The 14771-nt window shown below is 68.5% G+C and carries 15 protein-coding genes and 1 pseudogene; 11 read left to right on the top strand and 5 right to left on the bottom strand.

Annotated elements, in window-relative coordinates; genetic code table 11:
- Nucleotides 1–2: 2 nt before the first annotated feature.
- On the bottom strand, nt 3–389 hold the full coding sequence (locus LKO27_RS01360) for a YchJ family protein (protein ID WP_227735114.1): 387 nt from the start codon (nt 387–389) through the stop codon (nt 3–5).
- Nucleotides 390–422: 33 nt separating this feature from the next.
- A complete protein-coding gene (gene purD, locus LKO27_RS01355; RefSeq protein ID WP_227735113.1) occupies nt 423–1649 on the bottom strand; it encodes a phosphoribosylamine--glycine ligase in 1227 nt (408 codons plus the stop codon).
- A 174-nt stretch (nt 1650–1823) separates the two neighbouring features.
- Here purD and LKO27_RS01350 point away from each other — a divergent pair, with 174 nt between their 5' ends.
- From LKO27_RS01350 to LKO27_RS01340, 3 genes are all read left to right on the top strand, one after another.
- Nucleotides 1824–2414, top strand: a complete 591-nt coding sequence (locus LKO27_RS01350; RefSeq protein ID WP_227735112.1) for a hypothetical protein — start codon at nt 1824–1826, stop codon at nt 2412–2414.
- A gap of 73 nt (nt 2415–2487) precedes the next feature.
- Nucleotides 2488–3066, top strand: coding sequence for a hypothetical protein (locus tag LKO27_RS01345; RefSeq protein WP_227735111.1), 579 nt, complete (start codon nt 2488–2490; stop codon nt 3064–3066).
- A gap of 70 nt (nt 3067–3136) precedes the next feature.
- Nucleotides 3137–3928, top strand: coding sequence for a type II CAAX prenyl endopeptidase Rce1 family protein (locus LKO27_RS01340; RefSeq protein WP_227735110.1), 792 nt, complete (start codon nt 3137–3139; stop codon nt 3926–3928).
- A gap of 21 nt (nt 3929–3949) precedes the next feature.
- Here LKO27_RS01340 and LKO27_RS01335 read toward each other — a convergent pair whose 3' ends face one another.
- The gene (locus tag LKO27_RS01335; RefSeq protein WP_227735109.1) at nt 3950–5317 is read right to left on the bottom strand and encodes an L-serine ammonia-lyase; all 1368 of its coding nucleotides are present in this window, start codon (nt 5315–5317) and stop codon (nt 3950–3952) included.
- Between the two features lie 120 nt (nt 5318–5437).
- Here LKO27_RS01335 and LKO27_RS01330 point away from each other — a divergent pair, with 120 nt between their 5' ends.
- The 3 genes and pseudogenes from LKO27_RS01330 (at nt 5438) to LKO27_RS01325 (ending at nt 7533) form a co-directional block, all read left to right on the top strand.
- Entirely contained in the window at nt 5438–6157 is a 720-nt protein-coding gene (locus tag LKO27_RS01330) for a CPBP family intramembrane glutamic endopeptidase (protein ID WP_227735107.1), read from the top strand.
- Between the two features lie 13 nt (nt 6158–6170).
- Nucleotides 6171–6248: pseudogene (locus LKO27_RS15460) on the top strand (hypothetical protein); the annotation flags it as partial.
- A 79-nt stretch (nt 6249–6327) separates the two neighbouring features.
- A complete protein-coding gene (locus LKO27_RS01325) occupies nt 6328–7533 on the top strand; it encodes an NAD(P)H-binding protein (RefSeq protein WP_370629920.1) in 1206 nt (401 codons plus the stop codon).
- A gap of 10 nt (nt 7534–7543) precedes the next feature.
- On the opposite strand, the gene LKO27_RS01320 is transcribed toward LKO27_RS01325, so the two are convergent.
- Nucleotides 7544–9202: a DUF885 domain-containing protein gene (locus LKO27_RS01320; protein WP_227735106.1), complete on the bottom strand. Its 1659-nt coding sequence runs from the start codon at nt 9200–9202 to the stop codon at nt 7544–7546.
- Nucleotides 9203–9322: 120 nt separating this feature from the next.
- Here LKO27_RS01320 and LKO27_RS01315 point away from each other — a divergent pair, with 120 nt between their 5' ends.
- From LKO27_RS01315 to LKO27_RS01295, 5 genes are all read left to right on the top strand, one after another.
- A complete protein-coding gene (locus LKO27_RS01315; protein WP_227735105.1) occupies nt 9323–10585 on the top strand; it encodes a sugar ABC transporter substrate-binding protein in 1263 nt (420 codons plus the stop codon).
- Nucleotides 10586–10588: 3 nt separating this feature from the next.
- Complete coding sequence (locus tag LKO27_RS01310; RefSeq protein WP_227735104.1) at nt 10589–11494, top strand: carbohydrate ABC transporter permease; 906 nt, start codon at nt 10589–10591, stop codon at nt 11492–11494.
- 1 nt (nt 11495) lies between these two features.
- On the top strand, nt 11496–12431 hold the full coding sequence (locus LKO27_RS01305) for a carbohydrate ABC transporter permease (protein ID WP_227735103.1): 936 nt from the start codon (nt 11496–11498) through the stop codon (nt 12429–12431).
- Nucleotides 12432–12434: 3 nt separating this feature from the next.
- Nucleotides 12435–13451: a dienelactone hydrolase family protein gene (locus tag LKO27_RS01300; RefSeq protein WP_227735102.1), complete on the top strand. Its 1017-nt coding sequence runs from the start codon at nt 12435–12437 to the stop codon at nt 13449–13451.
- 104 nt (nt 13452–13555) lie between these two features.
- Nucleotides 13556–14488 (top strand): hypothetical protein, encoded by a 933-nt coding sequence (locus LKO27_RS01295; RefSeq protein WP_227735101.1) that lies wholly within the window; start codon nt 13556–13558, stop codon nt 14486–14488.
- Here the strand turns inward: LKO27_RS01295 and LKO27_RS01290 are convergent.
- Nucleotides 14485–14700 carry a dodecin gene (locus LKO27_RS01290; protein ID WP_227735100.1) on the bottom strand — a complete coding sequence of 72 codons (216 nt, stop codon included), beginning with the start codon at nt 14698–14700 and terminating at the stop codon, nt 14485–14487. The two genes, LKO27_RS01295 and LKO27_RS01290, sit on opposite strands and share 4 nt — an antisense overlap.
- Nucleotides 14701–14771 lie beyond the last annotated feature (71 nt).

Raw genomic sequence — 14771 nt, 5'->3', positions numbered from 1 at the left:
GGCTAGGAGATCGCCTCCACGTACAGCCACCGGTTGGCTCGGTACTCGAACGTCGACCGCTCGTGCATGACCTTCGTGCGCCAGTTGTCCCGGTACGTCGCGACGAACTCCACGATGCCTGTCGAGTCACCCGGCTGCCCGTCGACGACGTCACGGATCTCAAGGGTCAGCCACTGGTTCCCCGACGGCAGCACGCGCTTGGGCCGGGTCCTCGGGTGCCAGGTGCGCCACAGGTGGTCGGTCTCGCCGATGGCGTTGGCGGTGAAACGGGAGCGCATCAGGGCCTCGGCGGTCCAGGCCTTGGCCGTCTGTTCGATCAGCGGCTGGCAACAGGTGCCGTAGGTTTCACCGCCACAGGGACACCGGTCGTCGGCAGCAGGTTTGGCCATGGCCAGATCATGGCACAAGGACGGGGGTGGCGCTCAGTGGGGAACCCCGATGTCGGTGCGGTGGAAGCCGTCGGCGAAGTCCACCCCGGCCAGCTTGGCGTAGGCGCGTTCGCGGGCGGCCTCCAGGTCCGACCCGCGTCCGACGACGCCCAGCACCCGCCCCCCGGCGGCCACCAGGTGACCCTCGTGGAGCGCGGTCCCGGCGTGCAGGACGTAGGCGTCCTCGTCGTCGGCGGGCAGGTTGATGCGCCCACCGCTGCGTGGGGTCCCCGGGTAGCCGGCGGCGGCGGAGACGACGACCACCGCGGCGCCGTCGTGCCACTCGAGGGATCCGACGGTGTCCAGTTCGCCCCGGGCGGCTGCCCGCAGCACTCCGCCCAGCGGGGTCTTCAGCAGCGACAGCACGGCCTGGGTCTCCGGATCACCGAATCGGACGTTGAACTCAACCACGCGCAACCCCTTGGAGGTGAGGGCGAGCCCTGCGTAGAGCAGGCCGACGAACGGTGTGCCGCGTCGCTTCATCTCGGCCAGCGTCGGGTCCACGACGGTGTCCATGACCTCCTCGACGAGCCCGGCCGGGGCCCATGGCAGGGGGCAGTAGGCGCCCATGCCGCCGGTGTTGGGGCCGGCGTCGCCGTCGCCCACCCGCTTGAAGTCCTGCGCCGGCAACAGCGGGAGTGCCCGTTCGCCGTCGCAGATCGCGAACAGGGACACCTCCGGGCCGTCGAGGAAGTCCTCGATCACCACCCGCCCGCAGGCGACGGCGTGGGCCAGGGCGGCTTCCCGGTCATCGGTGACGACGACGCCCTTGCCGGCAGCCAGACCGTCGTTCTTCACCACGTAGGTGGCGCCGAACTCGTCGAGCGCCGACGCCGAGTCCTCCGCGGTCTCGCACAGCCGCGACGCCGCCGTCGGCACGCCGGCCGCGGCCATGACCTCCTTGGCGAACGCCTTCGATCCCTCCAGCACCGCCGCCCGGGCCGAGGGGCCGAAGCAGTCGATCCCGGCGGCCACGACGGCGTCGGCGACGCCAGCCACGAGCGGCGCCTCGGGACCGACGACCACGAGGTCCACCCCCAGCTCCCGGGCCAGCGCCACGACGGCGTCGGGATCAGCGGGGTTGATGGCGTGGAGGGTGGCGAGGGCTTCGAGTCCGGGGTTGCCGGGCGCGACGTGCAGTTCGCTCACTTCGGGGTCGCGAACCAGTGCGCGGCCCAGCGCGTGCTCGCGGCCACCATTTCCCAGCAGGAGGATCTTCACGCAGGCCAGCGTAGGGGAACAGGGGAAACCACTCCCGCTCGCCGCTGCCATTCGGGCGCTCCCCAGGCTTCATCCCCAGGGAATCGGCGTAAAATGGATCCCGAGGACGACCGCTCCGGCGAACATCCGTCCGCTGCTCGCGTCGCCCCACCTTCACGGTTGAAGGAGGGTGCCATGACTGGCACAAGCAAAGTCCTCACCTACATCGGAGGCATCATCCTGGCCCTGGTGGCAATCGCAGGTGGCCTGTTCGCCGCCGGCTACGCGTTCTCGGACTTCCCGCTGTGGATTGCCATCTCTGCGGCAGTCGCGTGGATCGCGTTCGCCGGCCTCCTCGCCTGGCTGGCCTTCCGGTCCCCCGAGGTCGCCGTCCCCGTGCTGCTGGCTTTCACCCTCGTGGTGTCCGCGGTGACGATCATCGATTCCCGGATGGACCTCTTCCAGCGGGACACGTCAGGTCCGGTGGCAGCTGTCGTGGTGCTGGCGATGTTCATCCCCCTGGCCACGCTCGGGCTGAAGCACCCGACGATGGCCGGCCTGCTGCTCGCGCTGCTCGGGATCTCGCAACTCCTTGCCACGGCCATGGGGCGCTGGTCCGCGTCGGGCGAGGGCCCGGGATTCCTCGGCCTGTTCATGGGTTCCTCGGGCGCGCTGGTCGCCCCGATGCTCATTGGAGCAGTCCTGTTCCTGATCGCGGGTGGCTTGGCCCATGACCACGTGACCATCGGTCACATCAGCACCAGGAGGGGACATCCGGCGCACTGAACTGTCCCGACCACGGCGCTCTGCTTGAATGGTGCGCGACACAGCCATGACGCATCCCGACGAAGGAGACCCCATGACCCGCCGCGCCGAAGTCCACCAGGGTGCCACGCTGACGCCCACGAAGCTGGAACTCCTCACCGCTTGGTTGCCCAGTCAGGTGTGGTTCACCGGCGATGCCACGGCCATCGAGCAGGAGGGCCGCTTCCGCTTCGTGGATCCGGACGGGGAGGTCGGAATCGAGACCATCCTCGCCCGGTCAGGCGACGACCTCCTCCAGGTGCCGCTGACCTACCGCGCCGCACCACTCGAGGATGCCGACGACGCCCTCGTCGGCACGCTCGAGCACAGTGAACTCGGCACCCGGTACGTCTACGACGCGATGTCTGATCCCGTCTACCTCGCCGAACTGGAGCGGGTCATCAGGGAGCGCGACACCGCGGCCGAGATCGTCTCACTGCGCGATGGCTCCGTGGCTCCTCCCGGCCTGGATGTCCGGGGAACCGGGGTCGCCCAGGACGCGGCGGCCGACGGTGAACTCGAGGTGATCGGCGTGCTCACCGACGCGACGTACGAGGACGCCGCTGGCAGGCTCATCGCCAGGCTTGGCGAGGGCGACGACACCCACGAGGTAGTGCTGGCCGTCCTGCGCTGACTGCTGTCAAGCTGGTGGCATGGCCTCGTCAGCGGCATCCTCCAGCCCGGCTCCTGAACACTCGGCACCCATGCCGTGGCATTTCGGGGAGTTGGCCGCGGCCGCCGGCGTCTCGCTGTCAGCGGTCATGCTCTTCGGCTTCCAGTACGCGGGGTGGGGCCACGCCCTCCTGGCCGCGAGTGTGGCCGCGGGGTTCATCCTGCGCCTCGAACTGGGCAAGGACCTGCTCCTGATCGCGCTGGGGGTGGCGATCGTGAGCCTGACCTCCGTCGAGGCAGATGTCAGCTGGGACCGCTTCGTGACGATCGGTTCCGTGCTGGCCCTCGCGGTGGCGGTCCCGCTGCTCGCCGACCGCTTCCTCTACCGTCGTGCGGCCATCACCTTTCCCTGGCGGGGAGGGCACCACTGGACGCGGCTCGAGGCGGCCTACGTCGTCGCCGTCCCGTTCCTGGGCTGGGCGATCCTCCCGTTCTACTTCATCCGCTCCGGCGCCTACCTCAACTGGCCACACATCACCGACGGCAGCGAACTGGCGCGGTTCTTCCTCGGGGTCAACGCCGTGGGCACCTGGGATGAGCTGTTCTTCATCTGCACCTGCTTCGCCCTCCTGCGTCGCCACTTCCCCGTGTGGCTCGCCAACGCCTTGCAGGCGACGATCTTCGTGTCGTTCCTGTGGGAACTGGGCTATCGCGAATGGGGGCCTCTGCTGACCGCACCGTTCGCATTGCTGCAGGGCTTCCTGTTCGCCCGCACTGGGTCACTGCTCTACGTGCTGGCGGTGCACCTGCTCTTCGACGCCATCGTGTTCATGGCCATCGTCCACGCCCACAACCCGACCTGGTTCGCGATCTTCGTGTACTGACCGCGAACGGCACCGTCGCGCTCAGCACTCGATGACGTTGACCGCGAGGCCGCCGAGCGAGGTCTCCTTGTACTTGGTCATCATGTCCGCACCGGTCTCGCGCATCGTGGCGATGACCTTGTCCAGGCTGACGATGTGCCTCCCGTCGCCGTAAAGGGCGGTCCGGGCTGCCGAGATGGCCTTGATCGCTGCGATGGCATTGCGCTCGATGCACGGAATCTGCACCAGTCCGCCGATCGGATCGCAGGTCAGGCCGAGGTTGTGCTCCATGCCGATCTCCGCAGCGTTCTCCACCTGGTGCGGGTCCGCGCCCAGCACCGCGGCCATCCCCCCTGCAGCCATGGAGCAGGCCGAGCCGACCTCGCCCTGGCAGCCCACCTCGGCGCCGGAGATGGAGGCCATCGACTTGAACAGCACGCCGATGGCGGCGGCGGTGAGGAGGAATTTCTGGATGCCTGCCTCGTCGGCGCCGGGGACGAAGTTCCAGTAGTAGTGCATCACGGCCGGGATGATGCCGGCCGCGCCGTTCGTCGGGGCCGTCACCACTCGGCCACCGGCCGCGTTCTCCTCGTTGACCGCGAGCGCGTAGAGGGACACCCAGTCCATCCCTCGGAGGGGGTCCTCGGTCCCGGGTTCTGCCAGCAGCTTGCGTCGCAACCCCGGCGCGCGCCGCGGAACGCGAAGCCCCCCGGGCAGCTCACCGCTGGCCGCGCCGATCCCGTTGGCGACGCACTCCTGCATGACCGCCCACAGTCCCATGAGACCCGAACGGATCTCGCTCTCGCTGCGCCAGGTCAACTCGTTGGCCAGGACCACCTCCGCGATTGTGAGTCCCGTGGCGTCACAGATCGCCATCAGTTCGGCTGCGGTCCGGAACGGATGGGGCACGTGGTCGGCTGCAGCAGCACCCGCGTGCTCCCCCAGTGCGTCGGCCTCCAGCACGAAACCACCACCGATTGAGTAGTACTTCTTCCGCGTGAGCTCGCGGGTGTCGGCCCGCGCGATGAAGGTCATGCCATTGGGGTGGGCCGCGGCTCTGGATGCCACGGCGGCGATCACGTCGGCGCCGACGTCGAAACCGATCCGGTGTCCGGCAAGCACCACCGTCCCGGCCGCCGCCACGCCGTCGATGAGGGCGGGGCACGCCTGCGGATCCACCGTCTCAGGCTGTTGCCCCATGAGCCCGAGCACGATGGCTCCGGGCGTGCCGTGGCCCTGACCGGTGGCGGCCAGGGATCCCTCGAGCTCGACGGTGACGCGGGTGGTGGCCTGCAGCAGTCCTTCGGCGCACAGATGCTCGACGAACGCTCGGGCGGCACGCATCGGCCCGACGGTGTGGGAGGAGGACGGTCCGGTCCCGACGCTGAAGAGATCGAAGACGCTGATCATGGGACAACCATACGCCCGAAGAAACGAAACCGCTAGAGATAACGCTTTCTGTAGCGGCGATGCGCAACGGGGCTTGTCGTCGTCACATCCGCGCCCGGACCTACGCCCTATTGTGGCCGTGTGAACCCGATCCGCGAGTTGCGCGAGTTCTTCCATGCGGCGCTCGTGGTGCCCGTGGACCAGGAACCGGAGGACACAGCGGGGCAGAAGACGCGCCGTCGGGTGGCCACGGCCGTCACCCTGGTGGCGGGCGCCGTCGCGCTGTGGCTGACGCTCACCATCACGCCGGGCGACCCAAGTTTCTACCTCGCGAGCCTGGGCGTCGCCCTGGTCTGGGTTGCCGGAGCCCTCGCGTCCGGGAAGCTCTACCTCGGGCAGGCGCGCACCCGCGACGGCCGCGCCGGCCCGGCGTTGCTGCACGGGTTCCTGCTGGGGTTCGCGCTCCTTTTGGTCTTCTGTGCGGGCGCGGTGGTCATCTCGCGAGTCCCGGTCCTCGTGGAACCCGTTGAGCGGCTGCTCGACCACGCCCGCTTCGGCTCACTCCCACTGGTGGCGGCCATCACGGCGGTCAGCGGGGTGGCGGAGGAACTCTTCTTCCGTGGCGCCCTGTACGCGGCCCTCCGGCGCCGCTGGAAGGTGATCGGCTCGACGTTGCTCTACGGCGCCTCGACGCTCGGGTCCGGGGTCCCCCTGTTGACCTTCGCGGCGCTCACGCTGGGTCTGCTGACCGCCCTTCAGCGCCGCGTCACAGGCGGCGTGCTGGGTCCGATCGTGTGCCACCTCACGTGGTCGCTGGGGATGCTGTTCGTCCTGCCGCCACTGTTCGGCGCCCTGCGCTAGTACGCTGCGAACCATGAGCGCAACGGGGCGGCTGGGCCTGGTGACCGGAGCGACGGGCTACGTCGGGGGCGAACTGGTGCCCGAACTGCTGGAGCGCGGCTGGCGCGTGCGCGTGCTCACCCGGGACGCGGACAAGCTCAAGGACCTGCCCTGGGGGGGGCGCCGTCGAGGTGGTCCAGGGCGACGCGTCCGAGCCCGCGGACCTGGACCGGGCGCTGGCCGGAGCCGACGTCGCCTGGTACCTGCTGCACTCCATGGAGCAGGGCGGCTCCTTCGGCGACATCGAGCGGCAAATGGCCGAGTCGTTCGCGGCCGCGGCCCGTGAGGCGGGCGTCGGGCGACTGGTCTACCTGGGCGGGCTGCACCCCGAGGGCGAGCTCTCGCCCCACCTGCGGAGCCGCGTCGAGGTTGGCCAGATCCTCATGGACTCGGGGGTACCCACAGCGGCTCTGCAGGCGGGCGTGGTGATCGGCAAGGACTCCATCAGCTTCCGGATGCTGCGCCACCTCTCCGAGCGACTCCCCGGCGCCATCGGTCCCAGCTGGATCCGCAACCGCATCCAGCCAATCGCCGTCGCGGACCTGATGCACTACCTAGTCGCAGCGGCAGACCTGGAGCCGTCGGTGAACCGCACCTTCGACATCGGCGGCCCCGAAGCCCTCACCTACGCCGACATGATGGTCCGCTACGCGGCCGCCGTTGGTCTGGGCCCCCGGATCGTGCTCACCGCGCCGGTCACGACGGCGCACCTCGCGGCCCGCTGGATGGGTCTGGTGACCCCCATCCGGACGACGATGGCCAGGCCGCTCATCGGTTCCCTGCTCAACAACACCGTCGTGGCCGAACGGGACCTCGACGACATCGTCGGTGCGCCCCCCGGAGGACACACCCCCTTCGACGACGCCGTACGGGCCGCGGTGCGCGACGTCGACACCCGCAGTTGGCGCCGCACGCTGCTGGCCACCACCGGCGCCGTGGCGGCAGCGGCCACCGTAGGCGGCCTACTGGGCGCGACCGGCCGTTCCAGGGGCATCGTCCTGCCCGCGGTCTGGGCGGGGGTCCATGCGGACCTGGCCGTGATGTCAGCCCTGGTCCTTTCGGACCTGGCCGACGGCGGCCGCGACGACGAGCGCAAGGCGTTCACGAAGATCCTGACCGCGAACCTCGTGCTCACCGCCTCGCACGGGCTGCTGGGGCGTTCCCGCTCCCGTGCCCTGGGTGCGGTCCTGGCCCTGCTGACCGCCGGGAGCTCAGCGGAACTGGTGCGCCGGAGCGCAAAGGCCTCACCCGAGCGCGCGTTCTTCCTCCTGCCCTGGGCGGCCACGACCAGCCTCAGCGCGGCTCTGAGGCCGAGGAGGCCTCGGCGCGAGCGCTGAACTCCCGCCCTCACAGCCGGGCGAGTTCCACCTCCAGCGCATCCAGGCCGAGGGCGCCCAGGGACAGGGCGGACATGTGCCAGTCCTTGAGCTCGAACTCCTCGCCGCGGGCGGCATGCGCGGCCCGCGCGGCCTCCCGGCCGGCGAGCCAGGCCCTCTCCCCCAGCTTGTAGGAGATCGCCTGACCCGGCCAGCCGAGGTAGCGCACGATCTCGGATGCGATGAAGTCCGGGGACTGGCCCGAGTACTCGCCGAAGAACTGCTCCGCCAGTGCCGGCGTCCAGGTCTGACCCGGGGCGAACGGCGAGTCCTCCGGGATGGTGAGTTCGAGATGCATGCCGATGTCGATCACCACCCGGATGGCGCGCATGATCTGCGCGTCGAGGTAACCGATCCGGGCCTCGTCGTCCAGGTAGCCCAGCTCGTCCATCAGCCGCTCGGCGTAAAGCGCCCACCCCTCGGTCACGGCGCTGTTGGAGCCGACGAAGGACTGGAAGACCGACAGCTGGGGCGCACGGTGGACCCATTGTCCCAGCTGGAGGTGATGGCCCGGGACTCCCTCGTGGTACCAGGTGCTCACCAGGTCATACAGGGGAAACTCGGTCCGGCCGAGCGTGGGCAGCCAAGTCCGCCCGGGACGGCTGAAGTCGAGCGTTGGCCTGGTGTAGTACGGGGCGGCGGCCGAGCCGGCGGGCGCGATCATCGCCTCCACCTTCCGGACGGGCTCCGCGATCTCGAAGTGGGTGCCGTCCAGTTCCGCCATGGCCCGGTCCATCATCTGCTGCAGGCGCGCGCGGACCTCCTCCACACCGACGATCCGGGCGCCATGCTCGTCGAGGTGGCGCATGCACTCGACGGGAGTTGACCCGGGGAGCAGCTTGTCGGCCAGTTCCCGCAGTTCGGCGTCGATCCGCAGGAATTCCTGCCAGCCCCACTCGTAGGCCTCGATGGGATCGATCCGCGCTCCCAGGCTGCGCCGGCTCGCCCGGCGGTAGGCCTCCTCGCCGACGGCGTCGGGGGTTTCCCGGGCGGCCGGGAGGTAGGTGCCTGCCAGGTAGTCGCGCAGGGTCGCGACCGCCTGGTGCGCCGTCGTCGCGGCCGCCTCCAGTTCGGATCGCAGCTCATTCGGCCCGTCGGCGACGAAGCTGTGGAACCACCTGGCCTCCAGCCACTCCTCCAACTGGCCCACGACGGTGGCGGCCTGCCTCGGCGCCGACATGATGCCGCGCTCCCGCCCCTGCTCAAGCGTCCGGACCCATGACGCATAGGCCGCTGGCACCTGGCCCAGCCGCCTGGCAATGGCCGCCCAGTCGTCGGCCGTCGCCGTCGGCATGAGGCTGAAAACCTGGCGGACGGAGTGGACCGGGGAGAAGATGTTCCGGATGGAGCGGAGGTGGTCCCCCGACTCGTACTCCTCGATCCCAGCCTCCAACTGCTCGCGCAACAGCTGTGCGCAGCGACGCTCCACGTCATCCCAGCCCTCGGGATTGCTCCGATCCAAGGCTTCGAGCGTCGCTCGGGCCAGCCCCACCTTTGCCTCGTACCCGGCGGGCGAGAGGTCGGGGAGCTTGTCAGCCCCACTGGCGTGACCCAGATGGGTGGCGAGGATGGGGTCAAGGGTCGCGAGATCAGCGACGTAGGCATCAGCGAGTTGACGGGGAGTGGTCATGTGGCAAGACTGCCAATTTGGTCCGAGGAATGACAGCTCAGCGACGTTGCTGGACAGTGAGGGGGAAGGTAGATAAGGTTTTCTATAAGAGGCACCCCCTCAACCCAAAGGAGAGTTGTAATGGCCCCACGCTTCATGAAGGCCGGCGCTGCCGCACTGGCCCTCGGACTTCTCGTCGCCTGCTCTGGCGGCGGCGAGGACACACCCAGCGCCCCACCCACCGGCGAGGAAGCCGCGGAGATCAGCGGGGAGGTCACGTTCCGTACGTTCCCGATCAGCCCGGAAGTCCGCGCCAACGCCGACGAGGACTTCTGGCAGAGCCAGGTCGACGCCTTCAACGAGGAATACCCCGACATCAAGGTCACCAACGAGGTGCTCCCCTGGGCTGACCGCGACACTGCGCTCTCCAGCGCGATCGCCGGCGGCGTCGCACCCGATCTGGTCTACATGATCCCCAACGAGGTGGTGCAGTACCAGGCGCAGGACGCCCTGGCCCCGCTCCAGGACTTCCTGGTCACCGACGGCTACTACGAGAACGCCCTGCAGTACGGCAACATCGACGGCAACCAGTACACCGCACCAATCCTCATGTCCGTGGTGCCCACCACGTGCAAGGCACCGCTCCTGGAGCAGCTCGGCGCCGAGGTCCCCGAGACCTGGGACGACCTCCTGGCCCTGGGCGAGGCAGCCAAGGCGGAGGGCCTGTACGCCACACAGCTCGGGTTCAACCCCAACGCCGCCATGGACATGGCGTTCCTGCCCTTCGTCCAGCAGGCAGGCGGCAGCACCTTCGACGAGGAGGGCAACCCGACGCTCGACTCCCCCGAGGTCCTCGAGGCCGTGAAGTTCCTGAAGTCGCTCGCGGACAACGGCTACATCGACGTCGACGACTCGGTGACCGCGGTTCCCATGGAGCAGTCGGGCATCGCGGAGGGCACCGTCGTCTGCGAGATGTACCAGGGCGCCGGGATCATGGAGCCCTACTGGGGCGACGACCGCGTCGTCGGCCCGCCGCTGACCAACAAGACCAGCGCCGGCTACGGCACCATCGGCTCCTTCACCCTCCTGGAGGGTTCCGAGAACAAGGAGGCCGCCGCGGTGTTCCTGAACTGGATCACCCAGCCCGAGCAGCTCACCGCCATCCACGACTTCAGCCTGTTCTACCCGCCGAAGGAGTCTGCGGAGACCACCATGGAGGAGGGCTCCCCCGAGGCCACCGCAGGTGAGTTCCTCGACGTCGTGACCCCCGGTGTCCAGCAGCCGAAGGCGCGTGAGGTGAACTCGGTCATCCTGGCCGAGATGCAGAACGTGCTCCTGGGCAACAAGTCCCCCGAGGACGCCGTCGCCGACATGCAGGCGCAGGCAGAAGACATCGTCGGCTGATCGATGACCACCGACACCATCACCGCGAGGGCTCCTCGTCGACGCCGCCTTGTGCAGCGTCGCGAGGCCCTCGCGGGCTTTCTTTTCGTACTTCCCGTCGTCACGTTGTTCCTTGTGTTCAAGCTGTTCCCCGTCTTCGGCGGGATCCTCATCTCCCTGGGCGACTACAAGATCTCTGGCGCGTTCGAGTTCATGGGCCTGGAGAACTACCGGGAGATGCTCTCCGACGCTGCGTTCTGGCGTTCGTTCTCGGTCACCGTCGCCTACACCGTCGCCGTGGTACCGCTGCTGATGATCATCTCGATCTCGCTGGCTCTCCTGGTGCGCCGCGTGGGTCCCTTCATCAAATTCTTCCGCGCGGCCTACTTCATCCCTTCGATCACCTCCCTGGTGCTCGCCGGTGCCGTCTTCGTATGGGTGTTCAACGCCGGCGGCATCGTTCCCAACGTGGCGCAGTGGTTCGGGGGCGACGGCCGCTCCTGGCTCGGTCACCCCGTGCTCGCGCTCGTGGCCATCATCTTCGTGGCCGTCTGGGGACGGTTCGGCTTCGACATGCTCATCGTGCTGGCGCGCCTGCAGGACCTCCCCCGTGAACTGGACGAGGCCTCCCTGATCGACGGCGCGAACGGCTGGCAGCGCTTCTGGTTCGTCACCTTCCCGCAGCTCAAGCCGCAACTGTTCTTCCTCCTGGTGATCGAGACCACCTTCTCCTTCCAGGTCTTCGACGTCGTGTTCGTCATGACTGGTGGCGGCCCCGCCGGGGCCACCAATGTGCTGGGCATGCTCCTCTACGAGGAGGCGTTCCGGCTGTTCAACTTCGGCTACGCAGCCGCAGTGGGAGTTGCGATGTGCATCCTGCTGGTAACCCTGGCGCTGCTCCAGCGCGCCGTGATGAGTAGGGGCGATTGAGATGTCAACCGCGATTCTGGACGCCAAGGAGATCCTCGCCGCCGAACCCGAGCAGCAGGATCCGGACGACGGTGGACCCGGTGGCCGCCGAAGCTTCTTCGCCAAGCGTGACCGGATGTCACCCAAGGGCTGGGGAGCGGTCGCCCAGTACACGGTCCTGGTGATCGCCGGCCTGATCTCGCTGTTCCCCTTCTACGCGATGATCGTGATGTCGATGCGCGAGCCGGGGGTCCCGCTGAACTTCCCCGGCTCCCTCGTGCCGACGGACCTGAGCATCCAGCAGTACCTGGAGATCTGGAACACCGGGAAGATGCCCAAGTGGCTCTTCAACACCGCCATCTATTCCTTCGTGTCGGTCTTCTTCGTCCTGCTGTTCGCCTCGATGGCGGGCTACGGCTTCGCCAAGAAGCGGTTCCGCGGCCGCGAGGTCCTGTTCTGGATGTTCGTCGCGATGGTCATGGTGCCCTACCACGTCACCCTGATTCCGCAGTTCATGTTGATCGCGGAGCTGGGCGGGGTGAACACCTACTGGGGCCTGATCCTGCCTACGCTGGTCAACGTCCAGGCCACCTTCCTGATGCGCCAGTTCATCACCAGCATCCCCGATGAACTCATCGAGGCCGCCAAGGTCGACGGCGCCGGTGAGGTGCGCATCTTCTTCACGATCATCCTGCCGCTGTGCAAGCCGATCCTGGCGACCCTGGGCCTGTTCGTGTTCCTGTGGCACTGGAACGACTTCCTGTGGCCGCTGGTCGTCGCGCAACGCGAAGACATGCAGGTGCTCACGACGGGCGTCGCCCGGATGCTGCAGGAGAACGCACCGCTCAGCGCGACGCTGGCCGGCTCCGCCATCGCGCTCGCTCCGATCCTGATCGCATACATGTTCGCCTCCCGGCACTTCACCGAGGGCGCCACGATGTCCGGCCTGAAGGGCTGATCCATGAACCTCGAGGCGCGCCAGGAGGGCTACGTCGCTGAGCTGGAGAACTACTTCCGTGCTCGGCTCGTGGACCGCTACGACGAGACGTCGGACCAGCTGTGGGAACGGGACTACTCATCTGAGCAGGCCTTCCTGGCCAGCGTGCGCAGCCGACGCGACGAGTGGCGTTCGCTCCTGGCGCCGCCCGACCTGAAGGCCGCGGGCGACGTGGAGGTGCGCGACTCCGAGGTCGCGGGCGGAAGCTGGCTCACCGTGCGGCTGGCAGACTCACTGACGGCGCAGGGTCTCCTGGTCGTGCCGGAGGGAGCCAGGAAGCTGGTCGTGTTCCAGCATGGCCTGGGTTCCACACCGGAGCGCGTGATGGGCCTGGCCGAGAAGGGGGCCTACGACGCCGTCGGCACCAGACTGGTCGAGGCCGGCTACGCGGTCCTTGCCCCGATGAACCTGATCGAGATCCCCCCGCGGAACCGGGCCCAGTCGCTCGCCCGGCTGGCGGGCACCACCATGGAGGGTCTCGAGTTCGCGCGCTTCCAGCACCTGCTCGACGCCGTTGCAAAGGTGGCTCCCGACGTCGACGTCGCAGGCTACGCTCTCGCCGGGATGAGCTGGGGCGGCCTGGCAGCCCAGTTCTGGGCCCCCCTGGACGACCGAGTCGAGGCCGTGGCAACGCTCGGGTTCTTCAACAACCGCTCCAACAAGATGGTGGTCCAGGACACCCGGTACTCCACCTTCTACGACCACGACGAACACCACGCCTTCCTGCAGGGCCACCTGCTCGGGTTCGGCGACGCCGACCTCGCGAGCCTTGTCTGCCCGCGCCCCTTCCTCGTGCAGCACGGCCGCGCAGACCAGATCGCGTGGTGGCCGCAGGTGGTGGAGGAGTTCGAACGCGCGAAGTCCCACTGGGAGCGCCTCGGCGTCGGCGAGCGCGCATCCCTGCAGATCCACGAGGGTGGCCACGAGGTCCACGCGGACGGGCTCATCGAGTGGCTGCGGCAGGAGTACCCCGCGGGGTGATCCGTCCCCGGCGCACCCGGCTCTCCGGAACCCTTCCGGACTCCGACGTGCCAAGTGCGCCGACCTGCGCCCAGTCGTCGGATGCCGGTCCTATGATTCTGGGCATGAACGAGCAGGGGCCCACAGACTCCGAGCTGCGCCGCAGGTTCAATGACGTCACCTCCGGCGCGGAACTGGCGGAGTTGCGGCTGCTGTTCCAGCAAGTGGAGCGCAATGGCTTGATGCCCCACCAGATGGACTGGGGCCCGGAGCACCCTGAGGCGTCCCCCGTCGAGGAGGAACTGGAGGCGTTCTGGACCCCGGAGCCGGATTCGGAGATCGCCATCCCCACCAGGCTGCTTGAGCTGGCGGCGGGAATGGATGAAACCACAATTGGACATGACCTGCGGGGCAGGCTCACGGCGCTGCTCAGCGACGAGCGAGGACTCGCCCACCGGGACCTGCTGGCCGCACTCCCTGCGTTCCAGTGGTTCCTGGACAGGGCCGCCGCTGGCGGTCTCGAACTGACGTCGTCGGGGTACCTGAAACCGGACGACGTCATGGTGGCCTGTCAGCTCGTGCCGCGGCACTGGACCGGCTACGGCAAGAACAACCGGGAGGCCAGCGCTCCCGAGGTGCGCCACTTCCGCGAGTGCCTCCAGCAGGTCGGGCTGCTCCGCAAGGTCAAGGGCAGGCTGTTGCTGACCAGGGCGGGCGATGCAGCGCGAAAGGACCCCTGGGAGCTGTGGGAGCACCTCGGCGGACGGCTCATCCCGGAGGCGGACGGGTTCGAACGCGACGCTGCGCTGCTGTTCCTGCTGCATGCCGCGACGGAACCAGGGCCTGTCTCCCTGGCGGACGTCGCCGACGCGCTGACCATGTCGGGCTGGCGGGTCGACGACGAGCCGATCACGAGCCAGGACTTCCGCAAGCTACCGGCCGTCGGGATCCTGGGAAACCTCACGCCGGCGAGGGATGTGGGTCTGGGCATGGGCCTGCACATCAGCGAGGCCGCCTCGATCCTCGCGCGCCAGGCCCTGCTGCGCTGGCCGGCCTAGCTGGGTTCGTCCAGCCGGAATCCCACCTTGAGCCCCACCTGGTAGTGCTTCACGGCACCGTTCTCGATGTGCCCACGGATCTCGGTCACCTCGAACCAGTCCAGGTTCTTCAGGGTCTGCGCCGCACGCGCGATCGCGCCGTCGATGGCCTCCGAGACACCCACCGTCGAGGTGCCGACGATCTCGCTGACCTTGTAGATGTTGTCGCTCATGTCCGAACTCCTTCGTTCTGCTCGACGTCATCCGAGCCTACGCCCGCGCACACGTACGCGTCGCCGATTCG

The sequence above is a fragment of the Tessaracoccus sp. OS52 genome (assembly GCF_020687685.1).
In the GTDB taxonomy this organism is placed as follows: Bacteria; Actinomycetota; Actinomycetes; order Propionibacteriales; family Propionibacteriaceae; genus Arachnia.
This window is presented reverse-complemented; position numbering and strand designations above follow the sequence as displayed.

Coding starts and splice junctions, on each gene's coding strand:
- LKO27_RS01360 (WP_227735114.1), bottom strand. CDS start 389: ATGGCCAAACCTGCTGCCGACGACCGGTGTCCCTGTGGCGGTGAAACC.
- LKO27_RS01350 (WP_227735112.1), top strand. CDS start 1,824: ATGACTGGCACAAGCAAAGTCCTCACCTACATCGGAGGCATCATCCTG.
- LKO27_RS01345 (WP_227735111.1), top strand. CDS start 2,488: ATGACCCGCCGCGCCGAAGTCCACCAGGGTGCCACGCTGACGCCCACG.
- LKO27_RS01340 (WP_227735110.1), top strand. CDS start 3,137: ATGCCGTGGCATTTCGGGGAGTTGGCCGCGGCCGCCGGCGTCTCGCTG.
- LKO27_RS01335 (WP_227735109.1), bottom strand. CDS start 5,317: ATGATCAGCGTCTTCGATCTCTTCAGCGTCGGGACCGGACCGTCCTCC.
- LKO27_RS01320 (WP_227735106.1), bottom strand. CDS start 9,202: ATGACCACTCCCCGTCAACTCGCTGATGCCTACGTCGCTGATCTCGCG.
- LKO27_RS01315 (WP_227735105.1), top strand. CDS start 9,323: ATGGCCCCACGCTTCATGAAGGCCGGCGCTGCCGCACTGGCCCTCGGA.
- LKO27_RS01310 (WP_227735104.1), top strand. CDS start 10,589: ATGACCACCGACACCATCACCGCGAGGGCTCCTCGTCGACGCCGCCTT.
- LKO27_RS01305 (WP_227735103.1), top strand. CDS start 11,496: ATGTCAACCGCGATTCTGGACGCCAAGGAGATCCTCGCCGCCGAACCC.
- LKO27_RS01300 (WP_227735102.1), top strand. CDS start 12,435: ATGAACCTCGAGGCGCGCCAGGAGGGCTACGTCGCTGAGCTGGAGAAC.
- LKO27_RS01295 (WP_227735101.1), top strand. CDS start 13,556: ATGAACGAGCAGGGGCCCACAGACTCCGAGCTGCGCCGCAGGTTCAAT.
- LKO27_RS01290 (WP_227735100.1), bottom strand. CDS start 14,700: ATGAGCGACAACATCTACAAGGTCAGCGAGATCGTCGGCACCTCGACG.